This is a genomic window from Psychrobacter sp. SHUES1 (assembly GCF_001652315.1).
In the GTDB taxonomy this organism is placed as follows: domain Bacteria; phylum Pseudomonadota; class Gammaproteobacteria; order Pseudomonadales; family Moraxellaceae; genus Psychrobacter; species Psychrobacter faecalis.
In genome coordinates this window covers 1-21,921 of the sequence record NZ_LXWA01000050.1, presented here as the reverse complement: position 1 = coordinate 21,921, position 21,921 = coordinate 1, and the positions used below count along the sequence as shown (strand labels likewise).

The following is a 21,921-nucleotide window of genomic DNA, read 5'->3' as shown; positions in this document are numbered from 1 at the left end:
GACTAGGAATATACTATGTCACGTTTTTTTATTGATCGCCCTATTTTTGCTTGGGTGATGGCTATTTTGGTCATGCTCATCGGGGTAATATCGGTTATTAACCTACCGATTGAGCAGTATCCACGCATCGCACCGCCGACCATTTCGGTGAGCGCAAGCTATCCTGGTGCGAACGCGCAGACCGTTGAAGATTCAGTGGTTCAGATTATCGAACAACGTATGAAAGGGCTTGATGGCTTGATGTATATGTCATCATCGAGCTCGTCAAATGGTGGCGCATCTGTAACGCTTACCTTTGAAAACGGTACCGATCCTGATACCGCACAGGTACAGGTACAGAACAAACTGCAAGCCGCGATGAGCTCACTCCCTGAGTCCGTACAGCGTCAAGGCGTCAACGTCAATAAATCCTCTAGTAGCTTTTTAATGGTACAAGGGTTTATCTCTGAAGACGGCAGTATGGATAACAGCGATATTGCTGACTATATCAACTCAAACGTCGTTGACCAGCTCAGCCGTGTCGAAGGTGTTGGTGAAGTGCAGGTGTTTGGTTCAGCCTATGCCATGCGTATCTGGCTTGATCCTTCGCTGCTACGTAGTTATAACTTGGTGCCAGCTGATGTGGTCAATGCCGTACGTGCGCAAAACGCGCAGGTGTCTGCTGGCCAATTAGGACAAGCGCCTGCAGATACGGATCGACAGGTTATTAACGCCACGGTTACCGTGCAAAGCTATTTACAAACCCCTGAAGAATTTAAAAATATCTTATTAAAAACCGATACCTCTGGGGCGAAGGTTCGCCTAGGTGATGTTGCAAAAGTTGAAATCGGTAGTGAAAACTATAGTGTGACTGCGCTTTATAATGGGCAGAGTTCCGCTGGTCTCGGTATTTCTTTGGCGGGTGGTGCAAACGCGCTTGAAACTCGTGAAGCCGTTGGCGCTCGTATGGCGGAGCTTGAACAGAATTTCCCAAAAAATCTGACGACCGTTGTTCCTTATGACACCACGCCATTTGTACGTTTGTCTATTGAGCAAGTAGTCAAAACACTCATCGAAGCGATTGTTTTAGTCTTTATCGTCATGTTCATTTTCTTACAGAACTGGCGCGCGACCATTATTCCAACGCTTGCTGTACCCGTGGTATTACTAGGTACTTTTGCCGTCTTATATATTGCTGGCTTTAGTATCAACGTATTAACCATGTTTGCCTTGGTATTGTCCATCGGTCTACTGGTCGATGACGCCATCGTTGTCGTCGAAAACGTTGAGCGTATCTTGGAAGAAGACCCTCATATTTCCATTAAAGACGCGACCATACAATCGATGGGCGAGATTAGTAAAATCGTTGTCGGTATCGCCTTGATTCTATCGGCCGTTTTCGTACCGATGGCCTTCTTTGGTGGCTCAACCGGTGTCATTTATCGTCAGTTCTCCATTACCTTGATTACCGCCATGGTACTGTCAGCATTAGTGGCGCTTATCTTTACCCCTGCCCTATGTGTGACCTTGCTAAAACGTAGTAAGAGCCACGAGAAAGGATCTACTGAAGAGCAAAAAGGTTTCTTCGGTTGGTTTAACCGCTCTTTTTATAAAGTCAGCCGTAAGTATGAAAATTCTGTCGGTAAAAGCTTTAAATTTAAGTGGTTATACTTAATCGGTTATGCCGCCATTATCGGCGTCATGGCCGTGGTATTCTTACGTATTCCGGGCTCGTTTTTACCCGAGGAAGACCAAGGTATTATGTTTACCTTAGTACAGCTTCCTGCTGGGGCGACGCTTGATGAAACGGAAGCGGTACTAGAAAAAGTCACCAACTATTATGAAACCCAAGAAAAAGACAACGTGGCGTCTGTGTTCTCTGTGGCAGGCTTCAGTTTCGCCGGTCAAGGTCAAAACATGGGTCTGGCTTTCGTACGTTTGACAGACTGGGCGGAGCGAAGCGGCGATGAAAATACCGCACAAGCGGTCGCTGGTCGAGCGATGGGCTATTTCTTTACCCAGTTAAATGAAGCGCAAGTCTTTGCGATTGTACCGCCAGCTATTACCGAACTAGGTAACGCCAGTGGTTTTGATTTGATGATTCAAGATACGGGTAACGTCGGCCATGAAGGCTTACTTGAAGCACGTAATATGCTGCTCGGTATGGCTGCGCAAAACGATCAAGTAACAGGCGTGCGTCCAAACGGACAAGAAGATGCGCCGCAGTTAAAAATTAATATCAATCAAGAGCAAGCCGCTGCTTATGGGCTGTCATTGGCTAATATTAATAGCGTGATTTCTACTGCTTGGGGTTCAAGCTATATCAATGACTTCGTTGACCGTGGTCGTATTAAGCGCGTGTTTGTCCAAGGCGAGCCAAGCAGTCGTACCAATCCTGATGATATCGGCAAATGGTATGTTCGTAATGATGCCGGTGAAATGATTCCATTTGATGCGTTCTCAAGCAGTGAATGGCAATCAGGCTCACCGCGTCTGACCCGTTATAACAGCTTACCGTCAATGAATATCCAAGGTAGCGCCGCCCCTGGTCTTAGTACGGGTGAAGCGATGAGCTCGATGGAAGCGATGATGCAAAAGCTACCTGAAGGTATCGGCTATGAGTGGACGGGTATGTCACTTGAAGAGCAAAAGTCAGGTGCCCAAGCGCCGATGCTTTATGCCCTGTCGATCTTGGTGGTATTCTTATGTCTCGCCGCTCTATATGAAAGCTGGTCCATCCCCTTCTCTGTACTATTGGTCATCCCGCTTGGGGTGCTAGGTGCGGTGATATTTACCTGGCTACGCGGCTTTAATAACGATATCTACTTGCAAGTTGGTCTACTAACGGTGGTTGGTCTATCAGCCAAAAACGCTATCTTGATTATTGAGTTTGCAAAAGAACATCAAGAAGAAGGTAATACGCTAAAAGAAGCGGTTATGATAGCGGCGCGTCAACGTCTGCGTCCAATTATCATGACCTCACTTGCGTTTGGACTTGGTGTTGTGCCATTATTCATCGCCACAGGTCCGGGCTCAGGCAGTCAAAACGCCATTGGTACCAGCGTGGTAGGTGGTGTTGTCACCGCGACGTTATTAGGTATCTTCTTTATTCCAATGTTCTTTATTTGGGTACGTAGTTTATTCCCTTACAAATATGAGAATAATAAACCCAACAATAAAGATGACGGTGACGACGGCACACCTGGCCCGCAAAACCCAACACCTTCTGACCCAATGCCTTCTGATAGTTATCAGCCTGCAAGCTTTGGAGATAATATACAATGAGTGCTCAAAAAAACTTTACCTTAAACTCAGCAGCGGTAGCCTCTATAGCTACCACTGCCCAACCAGCGCTAACAGTACTGCGTAAAAATGGCGGTCGCCTCATTGGCCTCACCGCCTTAGCATTGAGCATGGCTGCTTGTAACACCATTCCAAAAGCGGATATGCGCCCTGTGCTTGCTGAACCAAACGTGCCTATCGAGCAAACCTATGGCGCGTTCGACAAAGAAACGGTCAGCAGCGCCAATCAAGCCAGTATTGCCGCGCAGCGCTGGCAGGAGTTTTATAGCGACGAGCGCTTAAAAGGTCTGATTGCGTTAGGCTTAGAGAACAACAAAGACTTTGAAAGTGCACGTTTGGCAATTGAGAAAGCACGCGCGCAGTATCAAATTACTGATCTCAATGACCTGCCTAGAATTGATGGTAGCGGTGGTTATACGCGTCAAGCGCAAAACAGAACGGATAAAAACCCTAACAGCTCATATAATGTCAATCTTGGCTTGGCCAACTATGAGTTAGATTTTTGGGGTAAAATCGCCAGCTTAAAAGAACAAGCGTTACAGAACTTTTTAGCGACTACGGCAGCGAAAGACACCACCCAAATCAGCTTGATTAGTAATATCGCTCAAAGTTATGCCAATTTAAGCTATAGCCTTGCGCAGTTAAAACTGGCTGAAGCGACGGTCGAAAGCCGTGAGAAGTCTCTATTTATCGCTGATAAACGCTTTGAAGCAGGTATAGATCCCAAACTGCCGTCTTTGCAAGCCAGTGCGTCACTAGAAAATGCCAGACTTGCCGTTTTACAGGCGCAAAGCAGTATTTTAAGATCGCGTAACGCGCTGCAGTTTTTGGTCGGTGGACCCATTCCAACCAATCTTATTCCAGCGCCTGCGGTCAGCAATATCACAAGCCAGCAGATATTTAGCGCCGGCTTACCAAGTGAATTGCTGCGCTATCGCCCTGATGTATTGGAAGCAGAGTACAGTCTAAAAGCGGCTGGTGCCAATATCGAAGTAGCGCGCGCCTCTTACTTCCCATCTATCAGCTTAGCCAGTAGCGTAGGTCTGAGTAGTGGCAGTTTGGATGACTTATTCAAAAGTGGTTCGGTTGGCTGGTCATTTGGTCCAAGCATTAGCGTGCCTATTTTTGATGCGGGACGCTTAGATGCCAATTATGATGTGGCGAAAATTGAGCGCGAACAGACGCTAGCAAACTACGAGCGCTCTATTCAAACCGCGTTCCGTGAAGTATCAGACGTCCTAGCGACACGCGCGACATTGGGTGACCAGTTGGCCGCGCAGTACCGTCTGCAAGATAACTTTGAACAAACGTATCAGATTGCCGATGCGCGCTTTAAAGCGGGTATTGCCAACTACCTAGACGTACTCGATGCGCAGCGTTCGCTATTCTCAACGCAACAAGGTATCTTGGACTTAGAGCTACAAAAAATCATCAGCCAAATCGAGCTTTATCAAGTGCTAGGTGGCGGTGCTAATCTTGATGTACCAACGGTCATTCCTGTACCGCATAAAAACTTAGTGCAATTGGTCAATCTACCGGCAAATAGCAATAAAGCCAAAGCGGTCGATGCTATCGAAGCTGCCAGCTCAGCTCGCGTGGCTTCTGCACAAGAAGCGCAAGCGATTAAGCAGGCACAGCCAATAGAGAAAGCAACTTTTAACCCAACGGCTGTTGTCGATGTCAATAATGATGGCAAAACAGACGCTGCTGTCGGCGTGGTTACTGAAAAGACCACTAGCAAAGAGGCCAATGTTGAGCAAGTACCGGTCACGAAGATTAATGAGCGTTAAGTAGCTCTAAAGGTTGTGGGAAAATTTTCCTCACCTTGATAGTCGATATCTACAATTAGCCCTGCCGACTTGGTAGGGCTTTTTGCTTTCGATAGTCACTATTGGTTATAGTAGTGCCAGTTATCGTACAACATTATACCAACGACCTTTTTATTCTCTTAATGATACCAATCTTATAAAAACCAGTCTTAAAACAGCTTGCTTAATAAAGCTTATAAATAACCATGCTTAAAATCAAATAAGGAAAAATCATGACTTATACTTTTAACCGTCAATTCCCTGAAACCCGCTTGCGTCGCTTGCGTTATAACGATAACGTGCGGTCGATGATTCGTGAAGTTGAGCTGCATCCTAAGCACTTTATCGCCCCTGTTTTTGTTTTAGAAGGCGAAAACAAGCGCGAAGCCATAGCTAGTATGCCAGGCGTTGAGCGCCTATCAATTGATCTGTTGATCAATTATGCCAAAGAATTATTAGCAGAGGGCGTCACCACTATCGACATCTTCCCTGTCATTGATAATTCATTAAAAACGCCTGATGGCAAATCGGCTTATGATGAAAATGGCTTAAGCGCGCGCGCCGTTAAAGCGGTCAAAGATGCCGTACCAGAAATGGTGGTAATGACTGATGTGGCGCTAGACCCTTATACCTCTCACGGTCAAGACGGTCTGCTCGATGACAGCGGCTATGTGGTCAATGATGAAACCGTCGAAGTCTTGGTCAAGCAAGCACTCGTCCACGCTCGCGCAGGCGCTGATATCATCTCGCCAAGTGATATGATGGATGGCCGTATCAAAGCTATGCGTGATGCCTTTGAAGCTGAAGGCTTTGTCAACACCGCTATCATGGCCTATTCTGCCAAATATGCTTCTGCTTACTACGGTCCGTTCCGTGATGCCGTTGGTAGCGCCGGCAACTTAAAAGGTGGGCATAAAAAACAGTATCAAATGGACTTTGGCAACCGCGCCGAAGCGCTGCACGAAGTTGCTATGGATATCAATGAGGGCGCTGATATGGTGATGATTAAACCTGGTCAGCCGTACTTAGACCTAATTCGTGAAGTTAAAAACACCTTTGGCGTACCAACCTTTGCGTATCAAGTGTCTGGTGAATACGCCATGCATATGGCCGCTATTCAAAACGGCTGGCTAACCGATGCGGTGATTTTGGAATCCTTGATTGGTTTCCGCCGTGCGGGCGCTGATGGGATTTTGACTTATTTTGCCCTAGAAGCGGCTCGTCAGTTGAATAACGCTTAATATAAATTAAATCGTTTTATACAAAGAACCGCGCCAGCTTCTATAGAAGCTAGCGCGGTTTTTTCTTAGCTTAATTTAAAAAGCTCAATAAAAGCTAGAAACGCGTACGGTCATGAGGTTCGTTAAAGTCGAGCAGCGGACCGACGGGAATAATACGCGTGGGATTGATGTTGGCGTGACTGGTGTAATAATGCGCCTTGATATGCTCGATATTCACCGTCTCGGCGATACCGAGCACCTGATATAAATCACGCAGATAGCCCCAAAGGTTGGGATAATCAACAATACGGCGAATATTACATTTAAAATGCCCAACATATACCGCATCAAAGCGTACTAGCGTGGTGAATAAACGCCAATCGGCTTCAGTAATCGTATCACCGAGCAAGTAACGTTGGTCAGCTAAGCGCACCTCTAGCGTATCAAGCGCATCAAATAACATTACTACTGCTTCTTTATAGGCAGCTTCGGTCGTGGCAAACCCTGCTTTATACACGCCGTTATTGACCGCTGAGTACACAAACTCATTAATCGTATCTATTTCTGCAAGCAACGCTTTTGGTAAAAAATTAACGTCCGTCGCCCCTACTTCATCAAAAGCTGAATTTAACATCCGAATAATCTCAGACGATTCATTACTAACGATGGTATTGGTTTTTTTGTCCCATAATATTGGCACTGTGACGCGTCCGGTATAATCAGGCTTGGCAGCGACATATACTTCATATAAATAGCTGGCATTGACAATCGGATCGGCAATCACGCCAGCACCTTCTGCAAACGTCCAACCTTTATCGCCCATAAAGGGATGCACGACAGACAGCGAAATCATATCTTCCAAGCCTTTGAGTTTGCGATAAATCGTGGTGCGGTGCGCCCACGGGCAAGCAAGCGACACATATAAATGATAGCGATTGGCTTCGGCTTTAAAGCCACCCACGCCGGTTGGCCCTGCGCTACCGTCCGCTGTTACCCAGTTTCTAAAACCAGCATCTTCGCGTACGAAGCGTCCACCGCTCGCCTCGGTGTCATACCACTTATCCTGCCATTGACCATCGACCAATAAGCCCATGTTTTGCTCCTAATTATTTTAGTTTTAAATAAATGGATACTAAAAACGACTGCTAGCAAACAATCAGCATTAAATAACTGCCATCGTTATTAGTTTTAAGAGTGATAGTAACATTTCTATGCGGCCTAACGATTAAGCTTTGTTGGTTTCTTAAACAAACAAAGCTTTTGGAAGATTCTTTAGAAAAAGTAGTCATAAACTTTAAAGATAGAGAGTTTATGTTGAACTGCCTATAGTGGCTCTTTTAAAAAACACATTGGCAAGCGCACACGCAATCGTTAATGACAGTAACATTGATACTAAAGTATGACTAAAAAAATGATCGCCAAAGAGCATTTTATAAAGCCCCATTGTCCAGCCTAAGACCGTTACTATTTCAAAGACTCTGTAGCGATACTGCTGCAAAGAGGGCAAAAATGCCAAACCATATAAAGAAAACCCAGCGCTAGCATGCGCAGCGGGAAAACATTTGGCAGGCGTTTGCGCCACTATATTTTGCCCAAGGTTAAGATAATCAAAGCTGCCTCCAAACAGTGTTAAATGATTAGGGCAACTAACATGCGTGACAGCCTTTAATAGGGCAATGGTAGAAGGGACGAGGATAAGAACCGTCAATAAATAGCTGATTTCACGAACTGAAAAGGGCATAATAAATTTATTAAACTGACCATTATTGACGATAGTAGAATGGTTTGAAAGGTTTGTAGATTTGATGGCTAATACAGCGAACAAATAGATAGCCAATAAAATCAATAGCGCTTTTGGGCCATCATAAAAGATAAACGCATAAGGCTGAGCGCCTTTTTCTAAAAACCACTGCCCATTTGCATAAAAAAGCGCACTAATACGAACATCAAGCTGGCTATGCTCAAACACCAAAGTAGCAACAACCGTTAAGCAAAATAGTTTCAGCCATACCCAATTAGAGGCATTGTTTTTAAGGGCATTGTTTTTAGAGGCGTTGTTTTTAGAGGCATTGTTTTCTAAAATCATTTAAGACATCCTGCGTAACCGCTAAACCTAAAAAAGCATCAATATCTTTTATTATCAAAGGTTTGATAATGCCAGTAACCACAAAATCACCAGCAGCAGTAACGCTAAAGACTGGGCAGCGGAGCCGGTATCTTTGGCTATTTTGGCCAACGGATGCTGTTCGGTTGACGTATGGTCGACACTCGCTTCAATAGCTGTATTGATAAGCTCAACAATAAGAGATAAAAAAGAGGCGGTTACAAGCAGCATTTTGCTAGCGACGCCAAAGGGTATCAATGTAATAACCATCAGCAATGCAAGATTCAGCCATACCACTTGTCTAAAGGCGGCTTCAAACTTATAAGCGGCTTTAAAGCCCTCTATAGAGTAGCCCGTCGCCTTTAAAAGACGAGCCAGCCCTTTTTTACCTTTCACCTTACTCGCAAAATTGTCAGGTGGCAGTAACTCAGAAGCGTTTATTGGATCGTTGCCGTCATGGCTTAGCGGTTCATTGTCAGGAGACGTAGATTTGATGGTGCTCATATTGATGGCTTTATACTCATTATCGTGTAACTACGGAACTGATTGTTAGAAACTTAAACAATCAACCATTAGCAAAATCAGCAGGGTTTGAGTATAAGTGATGAGACGTTAAGAAAGCGTTAAGAGGATATAAACCAGAGACTGCATTAAGCAAAAGGGACTATTAAGCAGATGGTTAATAAACGTTATCTATAATAAATACTAAATATACTACCGTCTGAGCCGTTTAACGTATTGGCTTGATGGGTTAATTGCCAATCCATATGGCTCATGATACGTTGGACAATGCTAAGTCCTAAGCCACTGCCTTCTACTTTATAACTGGAGTAGCCTGTTGACAGCGCTTCTTTGTCCCATGGCTTGTCTGCATTGTGCTGCTCAAAACGCTCAAACCTTTCGTACAGCAATGGCATCATATCCTCAGCGATGCCCAAACCCGTATCACTAACGGTTATCTTTTGAGCGTCTATAGTAATAATCACTTCGCCATTATCGGTATACTGAAACGCATTTTTTATTAAATTCCCCAGCGCCATCTTTAGCAGCTCAGGTCTGACGTAGGCGAAATATTGTTGCTCAGCGACTAAGGTACAAGTGACGGTTTTATAACGGAGTAAATATTTTAGCCGCTCAATTTCACTGATAGCGATGGTGTTTATAGAAGTTTGCGGCGCGTCCAGTTTTTCAGGCGCACGCGACAGTAATAATAATGCACTAATAATCTCGGAGGTTTCTTTTGCGGTGTTACTGATACGATTGGCAAATTCGCTCAAATACCTGTCGTTTTCTAATTGAGAAGCCAACACCTCTGACGCCCCCATAATAATCGTTAACGGTGTACGCAGCTCATGGCTGACATCGCCGGTAAACAGTTGCTCTCGTTTTAGATATTGCTCCAATGTTTTGTTTTTCTCGTCAATAGTGCGTGCCAATACACCGACTTCAGAGGGCAGATGGGTCAACTCGGTTAAGTTTTGATGATCGGTTTCTACCGCTTTTTTTAAATCTAATAAAGGCTTGGTGATTTGCTTGGCAGTTAATTGCGAAAATATGGCGGCGATAAGTAGACTGAGAATAACCGCCACCCTTAACGCATTGGCAAAGATATCTTCTAAATGCTCAAAGATAGCAAGCACAGGGTAATTGCCCATCACCATCTCATCATTTTCGAGATAAGTGAGGATGTAGTCTTGCTGGCCTTGTTGATAAAAGAAAAAATGCAGATTGGTATCGGTTGTCCCTGTCGCCGTCTCAATCGTCATCGGTTTTTCTTGCGGGGTGTCGGTTGCCAAAGCTTTTAAATCGTTGGGCGCATTAGCATAGCGATAAATGGTGATACCAGGTTCTGCGTGATACACGCCCTGCTCGCCATCTTTTTCTTGGCTAAGCTCTAACTGCTGTAATAAACGCGCTTTGACCAGCTCTTGCTCCATTCTCACTTCAGCATACATAAAAATACTGACGAAAGCGCTGCAAAGCAATATCGCAAACACGAAATAAGACAGGCGGAATTTATTGGTGATTGAGTCGATACTAAACATAGCGTTTACTTCGTCGTAGAAGGCGTTAGAAAAGCTGAGAATGACTATAATACCAGCGGCTTATCATTGAGTTAAGCCGTTCACTCATCCTCAAATAATTTATCACTTATTAGGATCTATAATCTGATAACCAACACCTGGTACCGTGACTATCACCGGTGTGACAAATGGCTTGTCGACTTGGACGCGCACGCCATGCAAGTGAGTGCGCAAGGCATCACTACTTGGAATATCCTCACCCCATACTTTTTCCTCTAGCTCGTTTTTACTGACGACGCGTGGCGACGCGCTCATAAGTATATTTAAAATTTTAAACCCAGTGGGTGTCAGCTTAAGCACGCTACCTGCACGTATCACTTTATGCTCGCTCGCATTAAGCGTGACGTCACCAACCGTTATGCTATGCTCAAAGTATTCGTCTTGCTGTCGGCGGATTAACGCTTTGATACGTAATTCTAATTCAACGAGTGAAAAAGGCTTGACCAAATAATCATCAGCCCCACTATCAAAACCTGCGACTTTATCCAAAATCGTATCACGGGCCGTAAGCATAAGAATCGGCGTTTTATTATGCCACTCTTCGCGTAGGGTTTTACATAGTTTTGTGCCATCCATCCCCGGTAGCATCACATCTAATAGAATAACGTCATAACGATTATTCGCGGCCAGCGCCAAGCCGCTAATGCCATTATGGGCGTTATCTAGCTCAAAACCTTTAGGCTCAAAAAAAGCGTAGATATTGGCAACGATATCAGGGTTATCTTCAATAATAAGTATCTTATACATAGACTGTCTCAGCCATAAATACTATCTCTACTTGGGTTAATCCGCTTAAGGAGCGGTTTTAAAAAAGGTTGGCGCGCCCGCGACCTCGTCCGTTGTAATATTAAAAAAGTTAAGTAACGTCGGGGTAATAAAATCATGTGATACAGGCTGATTAATTACCTTAAGAAGGCTGTTTTTGTCAATGTTGTTGCTAGCAGGCGACCAAATAATAACGGGTACTTGCTTTTGAGAATCGGGCGCAATAGCATACGGCAAACCGTGCAAGTAGATATTGTTTTCGCCTAAACTCTCGCCGTGATCGCTGATATATACCATGACCACATCATAATCTTGTTCATATGCTTTTAGCGTATCAATCACGTTATGTAAAAAATAATCGGTATAACGAATGGCATTATCATAACCGTTAATCACAGATTGATTGTCGCATTTAGATAGCTCGTTGGTCATACACACAGGTTTGAATTCCTCAAACGCTTCAGGGTAACGCTTAAAGTAAGCGGGACCATGATTACCCATTTGATGCAATAAAATAAGCGTGTCTCTCGCTTTAGGAGAGGCTTTATTTGAACCTTTAGTAGGCGCGTCTGGCTTTACCAGCTTATCAAAGTCATCAAGCATACCGATATCGCGGCATTCGCTATCGCAATTTGGATTGGTTGTAGAGGTTTTGAAGTCCTCAAACGTGACTCTATCTGCAACGCCTTTAGAGCTGGAATTATTGTCGCGCCAAACGACATTAACGCCCTGTTTATATAAGGTATCAAGGACGTTTTCATTATAATCCGCATGCTCTACCTCAAAACTATCTCGATTGGCATAGCTGAACATACACGGCACTGAATAAGCGGTTGAAGTTCCACAAGAGGCAGCCTGTTTAAAGCTATAAAGGTTGTCTTGCTTAGCCAATAATGGCGTGGTGTTACGCACATAACCGTTTAAACCAAAATGATCCGCACGTGCGGTTTCTCCTACTACAAATACCATAAGCTTAGGTTTCGCCGCTTTACTACTGGCGGCACTGCGTTTGGCATCTGTCGCGTGCAGCAATAGCGTATCAGGACGGCGCAATGCATCGACGTAATCGCTACTTAATTTGACGACAGAGTAGATAGAGGTAATCGGATTGACGTAACTGCGCACCATTTTATGTTGACGAAAAAAAGTAGCGTATTGATCGCCAAATGGCAGTAAACACACCGCCATTAAGACTACAGAGAGAAAGAGAGCAACCGCCCTTTGCCATAAAGCGCGACGTAAAGGAGTGCGCTTGATACGAATTTTGGCGATAATAACAGCAGGTATCACGCCCAATATCAGTACCCGAATAAAAAAACTTAACGACATCAGCCCCATTGCTTCTTGTTGATCGGTCTGTAAACCATTGATTAGCATACTACGATCAAATATCGTGCCGTAAGCGTCAGTGAAATAACCGCATATCGCTGCTATCATCAGCATAGTGATGAGCAGGGGTTTGGCCATAGGCCGATAACATAACAACTGCAATACTAGCCACATTAGACCTGATAATAAGCCAGTGATAGAAATTATAAAGCCTATATCACTACGAATAGGATAAATGCTTAGCACTTGCGCAAAAAAACTGACATTGGCAGTGGCGACTAAGTAGAGCGCTACAACTATCATCAAATAGTGTAGATTAATCTCATGATGCGCAATATTGCTAAGATAGCTTTGCTTGATTTTGGCTTTCGTAATGTCAGCGCTAAGTGCTTGTGAAGTGAACATAGACGGGTTTCTCAACAGGGTGATAAGAAATGGGATTTCTTACCATACCAATTATGCTGTTAAGAAGATGTTAAGGCAGTTCCGTTGAATGACGATGTGAATGAAAATGTCTGGTTATGAGAATATTACTATTGGTCGTGTTTTACTGAGATATTATTGGTTATAGAGGGCTATTATTGGTTATACAGCTTATTGTCGCGATCTACATTTTAGGGGCTGTAATAAAGTAGATTGCTAGGTTAAGCATCTTGGCGACTCATAATATAAGCCATTTAAGTTACTTTAGAATTTAATGGAATAGGATTTTATAGTGACCAGTGTTTTAGAGCTATTGCACACCATCCCGAATTGGCACTTGGCAGGCTTGTTTGTCGCTGGCATAGTCGCTTTTATCATCTCTACGGTGTCTGGCGGCGGCGGGGCCATGCTATTGATACCTGTCACCTCTTCAATGATAGGAACAGCCGTTACGCCTCCCGTGATCAATTTGGCCACGCTTATTAGCAATGCCTCACGGCTCTATCTATTTTGGCATGACATTGATTGGTCCTTGACCAGATACTATGTTCCTAGTGCCATTGTAGGGGCATGGCTTGCCGCCTTGGTATTTAGCCGCTTGGATGCAGGGTGGATTCAGTTATTGGTTGGCGTATTTTTGGTATCGACCATCTTCCAATATAGATTCGGTAAAGTCGATAAAACCTTTGATATGCCAAAACTCGGCTTTATCCCTTTGGGGTTTGTCATTGCTTTTATGAGTACTTTGGTCGGTGGTCTCGGCCCTATACTCAACCCTTTTTATATGAATGCTGGGCTAGAAAAAGAAAACCTGATTGCTACTAAAACTGCCAACTCCTTTTTTGTGGGTATCATGCAAATCGGCGGCTACGCTTTCTTTGGCGTATTCCCTGCCAGACTTTGGCTATATGGACTGGTACTAGGGTTAGGTGCGGTCGTCGGCAATATCATTGGTAAGCATTTTTTAGCGGGAATGACGATTAGTCAGTTTAGAATAATGCTACTCATACTCATGGTTATTAGTGGGCTGATAATGATAATAAGAAACGTCAATGTGCTGTTTTAATAAGTCATTTGGTTTTATTGACGGTCTATCATAATGATTAAATGATATTGATTTCATAACTAAACTTCCCTGCCAGTCCATATGACTCCCTATACTCGATAGGGTCACCCTCTAAATTTTTCGCAATACGGCATACTTTAACCAAACTTTCTTGTTTATTATTGCCTAAATAAGGGTCTATATGATTGGTTATAAAAAATAGCGTCTCTACGGCAGACGACACAAACTGACCACACTTTGTATAATAAAAAGGATAAAGAAGATTCTCAAAATCTTCAGGCGCCAAGTTTGCAAAGGCTTCGTAACAGTTTTTAGGAAGCCATATCTTTTCACTCAGTAAGACTTTGTCTTCGACGATACGAACCCGCTCTATATAAATGAGCGCTTCATGTTCATCTATATCTAATTTTTGGTTAATATCATCAATCGCGTCTATCACTGAGATTTTTTTAATTATTCCCGTTGGCGTAACATAACCAGATTCTTTATCACGAAATTTAAAAAATCTTAATAATGAGCTATTAAAATCTGGACGCTTTAAAAACGTCCCTCTGCCCTGCTGTTTTATTAAAACCCCTTCCTCCACTAGCTTTTCAACCGCTTTACGCACGGTACCTACCGATACCTGATATTTATCAGCAAACTCTTGCTCGCTAGGTAAAGGTGTGTTTTCATCCCACTTGCTCTCTGTCAGTAAGGTTTGTATGTGCCATCTTACCTGCTCATATCGTGGCATTTTAAAGTTTTTGAAATTGTCTATCATTGTTTCACCGTCATGGAAAATTTTTAATAACTCGATTTTTTTAAGCGACATTATTGCCGTAAAAGTAAGACTATTCTAATCGTTTTAATAGGTATTTTTGATCCGCTTGTTATTATCAACCTTATCTAATTCATATGAGTTTTTTTGCTATCATTCTACTTAATTAGAGGCGCTGCTAAGGCTTATTTGACTTATCGTTTATAAAGTTATTTTTCGATGTTAGCGTACTGCTTTTTACTCTATAAAAGCTGCTATGGCTTTTTATAGAATTCATACCGTTAAAATCAAGGGGCAGTTGTGACACTTTATATTCTCGCGGCCATCGTAATATGCATCATTTTAGGCTATACCACCAAAATCAATATCGGCTTGTTTGCTATTGCGTTTTCGTATCTGATTGGTTGTTTCGGTATGGGGCTAAAGGCTTATGAGATTATCGAGCTATGGCCGCTAAAAATCTTCTTTGTCATTTTTGCTGTGACGCTTTTTTATAACTTCCCTCTCGCAAACGGTGCGTTAGAAAAATTATCGAATCATTTAATCTATAGGTGTCGTCATTTTCCAGCATTTTTGCCATTAATTATCTTTTTTGTTGCCACGGTGGTCGCAGGCTTAGGCGCAGGCTATTACACCGTTTTGGCGACAATGGCACCGATGATTCTGCTCTTGTCTAAACGCACCAATTTGAACATCGTTATTGCCACCTTATCTGTCAATTATGGCGCGCTCGCTGGCGCTAACTTTATTACCTCACAAAGCGGCGTTATCTTTAGAGAGCTGATGCGCAGCGCAGGCGTTGCCAATGATAATAGCTTTACTTATATTTTAGGGGTTTTCGCTGCTACTTTTGTCATACCTGTAATTCTCTTGGGTGGCTATAGCGTGTTCAATGCCAAAAATAGCAAAATCTCGATTGAAACGACAATGCCAGAGCCTTTTGATAGTAAGCAAAAACAATCTATTATGCTGATTTTTATCATGATGGCGACTGTGCTGATTGTCCCTATTTTAAATCTACTCATGCCGCAAATATCAGCGATTGAGTTTTTGAACGCTCGGATCGATATTGGTTTTATCGCGGTTATTTTTGCTTTAATCAGCCTATTTTTAAAGTTAGGCGACGAAAGAGCAGTGATAGCACTCATACCTTGGAATACGCTTATTATGATTTGCGGTGTCGGTATGTTGATTCGCCTCGGTGTAGAGGTAGGGGTCATTTACGAGCTCACCGAATGGCTCAGTACCAACGTCCCTATCTGGTTGATACCGACGCTAGTCTTCGTTATCAGCGCAATCATGTCCGTATTTGCCAGTACACTTGGCGTCGTCGCCCCTACTTTGTTTCCTATAGTGTTACCCCTAGCCGTTGCCTCTGGCATAAGTCCTTTATTACTCTTTACCTGTATTGTTGTGGGCGCGCAAAGCTCATCACTGTCACCTTTTTCATCAGGTGGTAGTCTCATGTTAGGCGCCTCTCAAGTCGTTATAGAAAAAAATAAGCTCTTTACTGCTCTGTTATTCAAAGCTGTGCCCTTAGACATCTGTGTTGGGATAATAGCAATCTTAGTGATCCAACTTATCTTTTAATGCCTTATAAATAAGAGAAAGCTATAAAAGTGTTTGTTATTTATAACTGAAAGCTAAGCATAAGAATAATAGTCAATACCCTTATGCGTCTCTATAGTATAATAAAATTCATACAGACATACATATGTTTCTTGTCATTTACAAAATATTCTGTTACTTTTATACAGTGACAAAAAAACATATTTTGATGAAATGCAGAAACTTCGTTAGTCTGATCGTAGCTTCAAACATTAATAACGGGTTGCGCCGATCAGAATTCTATTGAAACTTTAGTACAAATATACACACAAGGAGTGTCGTGTGAAAAAACTTTCCTATCTGGCTCTTGGCCTATCTATTCTATCTTTGACTGCCTGTAACAACGCTAATGAAACGACCAGTACAGATGCAGCCGCGACAGATGGCTCAAGTGAGCTGACTGCTCCTTCACGTCCTGAATGTATCGCACCTGCCAAGCCAGGCGGCGGCTTTGACTTGACTTGTAAGCTTGCTCAAGCGGGTTTGAAAGACACTGGCATCTTAAAAGACCCTATGCGCGTGACTTATATGCCAGGCGGGGTTGGTGCGGTTGCTTATAACAAAATCGTTGCCAATGATCGTGATAATGGTGATGCCATTATTGCCTTCTCAACCGGCTCTATTCTTAATTTATCACAAGGTAAATTTGGTAAATTCACTGAAAAAGATGTGAAATGGCTAGCCGGTGTCGGCACAGATTATGGCGCTGTCGCCGTCAATGCGGATTCAGACATCAAAACTTTAGATGATTTGGTTAAGGTTCTAAAAACAAATCCAAAATCAGTCAGCTTCGGCGCGGGCGGTAGTGTCGGTGGTCAAGATTGGATGCAAACTGCCATATTGGCCAAAGCCGTTGGCGTCAATCCTAACGACATGACGTATGTGGCGATGGAAGGTGGCGGTGAAGCAATCACAGCGGTCATGGGTAATCACATCACCGCCGTTAGTGCTGGCATTGCCGAGCTTATGCCGCAAACCACTGCTGGCAAATTGCGCGTCCTAGCCGTATTTGCCGATGAAAGGTTGGATGGCACTATGAGCGATATTCCTACTGCTAAAGAGCAAGGCTATGATGTCACGTGGCCGGTCGTTCGTGGTTACTACATGGGTCCAGATGTGAGCCCAAGTGCTTATAACTGGTGGAAGGATGCCTTTGATAAGATGCTTGCCGATCCAAAATTTGCTGAGCTACGTGAACAGCAAGAATTATTGCCGTTCTCTATGACCGGTGAAGAGCTACAAGAGTATGTTTATAAGCGTACGGGCGAGCTTCGTGAGTTGTCTGCTGAATACGGTCTTGTTGAGGCTGAAGCCAAATAGTGAGCTTGGTGTTCAATCACGTTATTGATTGAATACTAAAGTTTAATCGTATTCTCAAAAGGCTGGCAGAAAATAGAGATGCCAGCCTTTTTGCCCTAACATTCTAGGAGTCCTATTATGACTATGGAACGTCTGTTTTCTGGGCTAATGGCACTGGTGAGCTTATTTTTGATATACCTAGCCATTGGCTATGTCGCCCCTATTGCCTACGATCCCATCGGCCCTCGCCCTTACCCGATTTTAATTTTTTCATTGCTGGCATTTGGCGCGCTAGTTGTTGCTTTTCGTCCAGCAAGCTTTACCAAGCCGATAGAATTAGGGCTTACCAAACCAATCATTAGAAACTTAGTACTTTGTGCGCTTGCGTTACTTGTCTATGGTTTGATTTTTGAGGTACTGGGCTTTATTGTTGCCACCATTCTGATGTCCTTTGCCGTAGGTTTACTATTTGCTGGCAACCCGCTTAAAAGCTTTATCTTTTCAGTGTTAATCAGTATTGGCTTATACGTCTTATTTGACATACTTTTGGATGTCAAATTACCACTTGGATTGTTATCAGGGATAATAGGATAGCCAGTATGGATACTTTTGATTTTTTGATGCATGGTTTCGCTATTGCATCTACCCCAGAGAACTTACTGATTGCACTTATCGGTGCTTTTTTGGGTACCATTGTCGGTATGTTGCCTGGACTTGGTCCTATTAACGGTGTGGCGATATTACTGCCTTTCGCCTTTGCTTTAGGATTACCACCAGAAAGTGCGCTCATCTTACTTGCCGCCGTCTATCTTGGTTGTGAATATGGTGGTCGTATCTCCGCCATTCTTATCAACGTACCAGGTGATGCTGGCGCTATTATGACGACGTTAGATGGTTATCCATTAGCCAAACAAGGCAAAGCTGGTATTGCACTGTCTTTATCCGCCGTTAGTTCCTTCATTGGTGCAACGATTGCCACGATCGGTGTGGTTTTATTTGCCCCGTTATTAGCCAAGTGGGCCATCTCATTTGGGCCCGCCGAATATTTTGTATTGATGGTATTTGCTATTACGTGTCTAAGCGGTTTGGTCGGTGATCAACCGGTTAAAACTGGTATTGCCGCTCTAATCGGTCTTGGTTTGGCGACGGTTGGTGTCGATGCGGTTACAGGGATTTACCGCTTTACTTTTGATTCGGTCAATCTATCTGATGGCATCCAATTTACCACCATTGTAATTGGTTTTTTCAGTGTCAGTGAAATCTTAATCTTACTCGAAAAAACTACTACTGGACACAAGGTCATTGAACAAGGTAAGCGTAGTTTATTAAACCTTAAAGAGTTTATGTTTACCTTGGGCGCGATGTTACGTAGTGGTTTAATGGGCTTTGTCGTTGGTATCTTGCCAGGTGCAGGGGCTACTATTGCAAGCGCCATGACTTATGCCAGTGAACGCAAAATCGCTGGTGATAAAGGTACGTTTGGCGACGGTGATCTGCGCGGTGTTGCATCGCCAGAGGCAGCGAATAATGCCTCAGCTTGTGGCTCGTTTGTGCCTATGCTGACTTTAGGTGTGCCAGGTTCAGGTACCACAGCGGTCATGATGGGCGCATTGACTCTATATAACATCACACCAGGTCCGCAGTTATTTACCGAGCAGCCTGATATCGTTTGGGGTCTGATTGCCTCTTTATTTATCTGTAACGTTATTTTGCTGGTAATGAATATTCCATTGGTTGGCTTATTTGCAAAATTGCTAAACGTGCCAAATTATATCTTAGTACCAGCAATTGCTGCGGTCAGCTTTGTTGGCGTATACTCGATTCATAGTACGACTTTTGATCTGGTCTTTATGGTCGCACTCGGGGTGTTCGGTTATTTCTTACGTAAGTTAAACTTCCCATTATCAGCGCTTATTTTAGGTTATGTTTTGGGCGAGCTGATGGAATCTAACTTAAGACGCGCGCTATCTATTTCTCAAGGTGAGCTAAGTATTCTGTGGGGCAGCCCTATCACTATGGTGTTATGGTTATTGGCTATTTTAATGGTGTTTATGCCAGTGTTGCGAAGTATCTATCGTAGAAAATTTAAGCCTGCTGTTTAGTTTTTAGCGATTCTGTTTTTGAAACACTCTGCTGTGGTGGTTGTACTTTAAGTATGATCACCATTTTTTTATGAAAATTAGCGTCTATCGTCTAATTTTCCTACAAAAAACATAACCATTGCATTAGCTAATGTCGTCTTTTTGAATCGTGCGGAGCTGATTATCTAACTGTGTTTATAAAATGTTGGGTGCAGATATTTCCTGCTACAACGCTTGTAAAACGGGCATAAAAAAAGCCCCAATCATAAAGATTGGGGCTTTCGAATCTGGTAGGCGTAACTAGATTCGAACTAGCGACCTCTACCATGTCAAGGTAGGTCAACCAAAACCCATAAATGTATCTTATATTACATCCCTTTATTTATAATGCCTACAGCGATTTTTAACTTCACGAAAACGCAAAGTTATTTAAAATCATATTAGATTTATTTCGTAAATAGGCACTATAAAATTATAGTGTTTTTACCTCCACTCCCCCCTCGGTTTTTTGAGCTAATTACCTATATTTTCTCCACTTTTTCTGTCCTTTTTACTAAAAAGGCTAGGTTTAACTCATCATTTCGGCGATGACTTTCCTTGTTTATTAAGTTTAATCTCTGCATAATATAAGGAGAATAGCCCTCTAACTTCTGCAGGTTTTGGTCTTATTATGAAACACGTTACTTATATTCATGAACACCCCAATTGGACAGATTGGCAATGGTCAGACAAAAAACTGTTGCCGCTGGTAAGCCAAGTGCGATTGCTTCAAGGTCAGCTTCTCGGAAAATTGCTGACACTAGGATTTGATTTAAATGTTGAAGCTCAGTTAGACGCCGTTACTCTTGAAATCGTTAAAACATCTGAGATCGAAGGTGAAATTTTAAAAACAGATCAAGTAAGATCCTCTGTTGCTCGGCATTTAGGGGTTGATGACCATAATATGCCTGCAGCCTCACGAGAAATTGATGCAGTGGTTGAGATGATGCTAGATGCAACATTCCACTATCAAAAGCCCTTATTGTTAGAAGATTTGCTCGGTTGGCATCGAGCACTGTTCCCAGAAGGCTATAGCGGGCTTTATCGTATTAAAGTTGGCAAGCTTCGGGATGATAGTCAAGGCGCTATGCAAGTAGTTTCAGGAGGCTATGGCCGAGAGCGAGTGCATTTTGTTGCTCCTCATGCAGACAGGATTTTTGATGAGTTGGATCTTTTTTTACAGTGGCTTAATATGCCGTCTAGCCAGCAAGATAATTTAGATTTGGTCATTAAAGCGGGTATCGCGCATTTATGGTTTGTGACGTTGCATCTTTTCGATGATGGTAATGGACGGCTGACAAGAGCAATCACGGAGCGAATGCTAGCAAAAAGTGATGGTAGCGCTCAGCGCTTTTATAGTATGTCCGCGCAAATTCTAAATCGGCGCAATGATTATTATAAGGTGTTGGAACGTACACAAAAAGGCGATCGCGATATTACTTTGTGGCTGGTTTGGTTTTTAGAAACGCTGAAAGACGCTTTACTTGCAGCTCAAGCGACCACCGATAAAATTATGGATAAAGCCAACTTTTGGCAGATGCATCGACATCATGCGTTAAATGATAGACAGATTAAGATGCTTAATAGTTTGATGAGTGACTTTTACGGCAAGTTGACCACTAAAAAATGGGCGACTATTAATAAGTGCTCGATTGATACCGCACTTCGAGATATCAATGATTTGATAGAAAAAGGAATGTTAGAGAAGTCCGCTGCTTCAGGGCGTAGTACAAATTATGAGATTGTTTTATAAGCTTGGGCACTGATTGACAGCTAGTCCTAGTTATACCCTCCCGCAACCTTCTTGACAGCTTCATTCTTAGATTTGGCTCTGGGAGGTAGTTTTCTTGTTTCTGGTAAGCTCCGATTAATACGCTTAGTTTACCAAGTTTACCTCTACGGTTTCTTCAGCATAGCTCAATATCAGTAAAGCCCTAAACGAGTGGCTCACAAAACACAGTGATACCACGTTGATAACCAAACTTCGGCGTAATATGAAACCCCAATTACTTGAGCCTATGGATGAGGCACTACTCAATCATCGCTCTTTGGT

General features: G+C 43.1%; 16 protein-coding genes and 1 pseudogene. 10 read left to right on the top strand and 7 right to left on the bottom strand.

The window, feature by feature from the left end; genetic code table 11:
* The first annotated feature begins 15 nt into the window (after nt 1-15).
* The 3 genes from A7325_RS06720 to hemB all read left to right on the top strand — a co-directional run bounded on the left by A7325_RS06720 (nt 16) and on the right by hemB (nt 6,331).
* Nucleotides 16-3,264 (top strand): efflux RND transporter permease subunit, encoded by a 3,249-nt coding sequence (locus A7325_RS06720; protein WP_068406059.1) that lies wholly within the window; start codon nt 16-18, stop codon nt 3,262-3,264.
* The gene (locus tag A7325_RS06715) at nt 3,261-5,072 is read left to right on the top strand and encodes an efflux transporter outer membrane subunit (protein WP_068406056.1); all 1,812 of its coding nucleotides are present in this window, start codon (nt 3,261-3,263) and stop codon (nt 5,070-5,072) included. The genes A7325_RS06720 and A7325_RS06715 overlap by 4 nt, the downstream gene beginning before the upstream one ends.
* Before the next feature lie 251 nt (nt 5,073-5,323).
* Complete coding sequence (gene hemB / locus A7325_RS06710; protein ID WP_068406053.1) at nt 5,324-6,331, top strand: porphobilinogen synthase; 1,008 nt, start codon at nt 5,324-5,326, stop codon at nt 6,329-6,331.
* Nucleotides 6,332-6,425: 94 nt separating this feature from the next.
* Here the strand turns inward: hemB and A7325_RS06705 are convergent, their stop codons facing one another.
* From A7325_RS06705 to A7325_RS06680, 6 genes are all read right to left on the bottom strand, one after another.
* Entirely contained in the window at nt 6,426-7,403 is a 978-nt protein-coding gene (locus tag A7325_RS06705) for a glutathione S-transferase family protein (protein WP_068406050.1), read from the bottom strand.
* 216 nt (nt 7,404-7,619) lie between these two features.
* The gene (locus A7325_RS06700; RefSeq protein ID WP_068406047.1) at nt 7,620-8,396 is read right to left on the bottom strand and encodes a PAP2 family lipid A phosphatase; all 777 of its coding nucleotides are present in this window, start codon (nt 8,394-8,396) and stop codon (nt 7,620-7,622) included.
* 54 nt (nt 8,397-8,450) lie between these two features.
* Complete coding sequence (locus A7325_RS06695; protein ID WP_082894329.1) at nt 8,451-8,918, bottom strand: diacylglycerol kinase; 468 nt, start codon at nt 8,916-8,918, stop codon at nt 8,451-8,453.
* Nucleotides 8,919-9,103: 185 nt separating this feature from the next.
* Complete coding sequence (locus tag A7325_RS06690) at nt 9,104-10,459, bottom strand: sensor histidine kinase (protein WP_068406044.1); 1,356 nt, start codon at nt 10,457-10,459, stop codon at nt 9,104-9,106.
* 102 nt (nt 10,460-10,561) lie between these two features.
* Complete coding sequence (locus tag A7325_RS06685; RefSeq protein ID WP_068406041.1) at nt 10,562-11,245, bottom strand: response regulator transcription factor; 684 nt, start codon at nt 11,243-11,245, stop codon at nt 10,562-10,564.
* Nucleotides 11,246-11,290: 45 nt separating this feature from the next.
* Nucleotides 11,291-12,997, bottom strand: a complete 1,707-nt coding sequence (locus A7325_RS06680) for a phosphoethanolamine transferase (RefSeq protein ID WP_082894328.1) — start codon at nt 12,995-12,997, stop codon at nt 11,291-11,293.
* Between the two features lie 310 nt (nt 12,998-13,307).
* On the opposite strand from A7325_RS06680, the gene A7325_RS06675 reads away from it, so the two are divergent.
* On the top strand, nt 13,308-14,081 hold the full coding sequence (locus A7325_RS06675; RefSeq protein WP_082894327.1) for a sulfite exporter TauE/SafE family protein: 774 nt from the start codon (nt 13,308-13,310) through the stop codon (nt 14,079-14,081).
* Nucleotides 14,082-14,118: 37 nt separating this feature from the next.
* Here A7325_RS06675 and A7325_RS06670 read toward each other — a convergent pair whose 3' ends face one another.
* A complete protein-coding gene (locus A7325_RS06670) occupies nt 14,119-14,844 on the bottom strand; it encodes a GntR family transcriptional regulator (protein WP_068406079.1) in 726 nt (241 codons plus the stop codon).
* 297 nt (nt 14,845-15,141) lie between these two features.
* Here A7325_RS06670 and A7325_RS06665 point away from each other — a divergent pair, with 297 nt between their 5' ends.
* From A7325_RS06665 to A7325_RS13440, 6 genes and pseudogenes are all read left to right on the top strand, one after another.
* Nucleotides 15,142-16,431: an SLC13 family permease gene (locus tag A7325_RS06665; protein ID WP_068406038.1), complete on the top strand. Its 1,290-nt coding sequence runs from the start codon at nt 15,142-15,144 to the stop codon at nt 16,429-16,431.
* 300 nt (nt 16,432-16,731) lie between these two features.
* On the top strand, nt 16,732-17,769 hold the full coding sequence (locus A7325_RS06660; RefSeq protein ID WP_068406035.1) for a Bug family tripartite tricarboxylate transporter substrate binding protein: 1,038 nt from the start codon (nt 16,732-16,734) through the stop codon (nt 17,767-17,769).
* 117 nt (nt 17,770-17,886) lie between these two features.
* A complete protein-coding gene (locus A7325_RS06655) occupies nt 17,887-18,342 on the top strand; it encodes a tripartite tricarboxylate transporter TctB family protein (protein WP_068406033.1) in 456 nt (151 codons plus the stop codon).
* 5 nt (nt 18,343-18,347) lie between these two features.
* Nucleotides 18,348-19,850: a tripartite tricarboxylate transporter permease gene (locus tag A7325_RS06650; RefSeq protein ID WP_068406030.1), complete on the top strand. Its 1,503-nt coding sequence runs from the start codon at nt 18,348-18,350 to the stop codon at nt 19,848-19,850.
* A gap of 649 nt (nt 19,851-20,499) precedes the next feature.
* Nucleotides 20,500-21,621: a Fic family protein gene (locus A7325_RS06640; protein ID WP_068406026.1), complete on the top strand. Its 1,122-nt coding sequence runs from the start codon at nt 20,500-20,502 to the stop codon at nt 21,619-21,621.
* Nucleotides 21,622-21,790: 169 nt separating this feature from the next.
* Nucleotides 21,791-21,921 (top strand): annotated as a pseudogene (locus A7325_RS13440) (transposase); the annotation flags it as partial.

What these genes read in the sequence shown, in the direction of transcription:
- A7325_RS06720 (WP_068406059.1), top strand. Translation starts at nt 16, where the DNA reads ATGTCACGTTTTTTTATTGATCGCCCTATTTTTGCTTGGGTGATGGCT.
- A7325_RS06715 (WP_068406056.1), top strand. Translation starts at nt 3,261, where the DNA reads ATGAGTGCTCAAAAAAACTTTACCTTAAACTCAGCAGCGGTAGCCTCT.
- hemB (WP_068406053.1), top strand. Translation starts at nt 5,324, where the DNA reads ATGACTTATACTTTTAACCGTCAATTCCCTGAAACCCGCTTGCGTCGC.
- A7325_RS06705 (WP_068406050.1), bottom strand. Translation starts at nt 7,403, where the DNA reads ATGGGCTTATTGGTCGATGGTCAATGGCAGGATAAGTGGTATGACACC.
- A7325_RS06700 (WP_068406047.1), bottom strand. Translation starts at nt 8,396, where the DNA reads ATGATTTTAGAAAACAATGCCTCTAAAAACAACGCCTCTAAAAACAAT.
- A7325_RS06695 (WP_082894329.1), bottom strand. Translation starts at nt 8,918, where the DNA reads ATGAGCACCATCAAATCTACGTCTCCTGACAATGAACCGCTAAGCCAT.
- A7325_RS06690 (WP_068406044.1), bottom strand. Translation starts at nt 10,459, where the DNA reads ATGTTTAGTATCGACTCAATCACCAATAAATTCCGCCTGTCTTATTTC.
- A7325_RS06685 (WP_068406041.1), bottom strand. Translation starts at nt 11,245, where the DNA reads ATGTATAAGATACTTATTATTGAAGATAACCCTGATATCGTTGCCAAT.
- A7325_RS06680 (WP_082894328.1), bottom strand. Translation starts at nt 12,997, where the DNA reads ATGTTCACTTCACAAGCACTTAGCGCTGACATTACGAAAGCCAAAATC.
- A7325_RS06670 (WP_068406079.1), bottom strand. Translation starts at nt 14,844, where the DNA reads ATGATAGACAATTTCAAAAACTTTAAAATGCCACGATATGAGCAGGTA.
- A7325_RS06655 (WP_068406033.1), top strand. Translation starts at nt 17,887, where the DNA reads ATGACTATGGAACGTCTGTTTTCTGGGCTAATGGCACTGGTGAGCTTA.
- A7325_RS06650 (WP_068406030.1), top strand. Translation starts at nt 18,348, where the DNA reads ATGGATACTTTTGATTTTTTGATGCATGGTTTCGCTATTGCATCTACC.
- A7325_RS06640 (WP_068406026.1), top strand. Translation starts at nt 20,500, where the DNA reads ATGAAACACGTTACTTATATTCATGAACACCCCAATTGGACAGATTGG.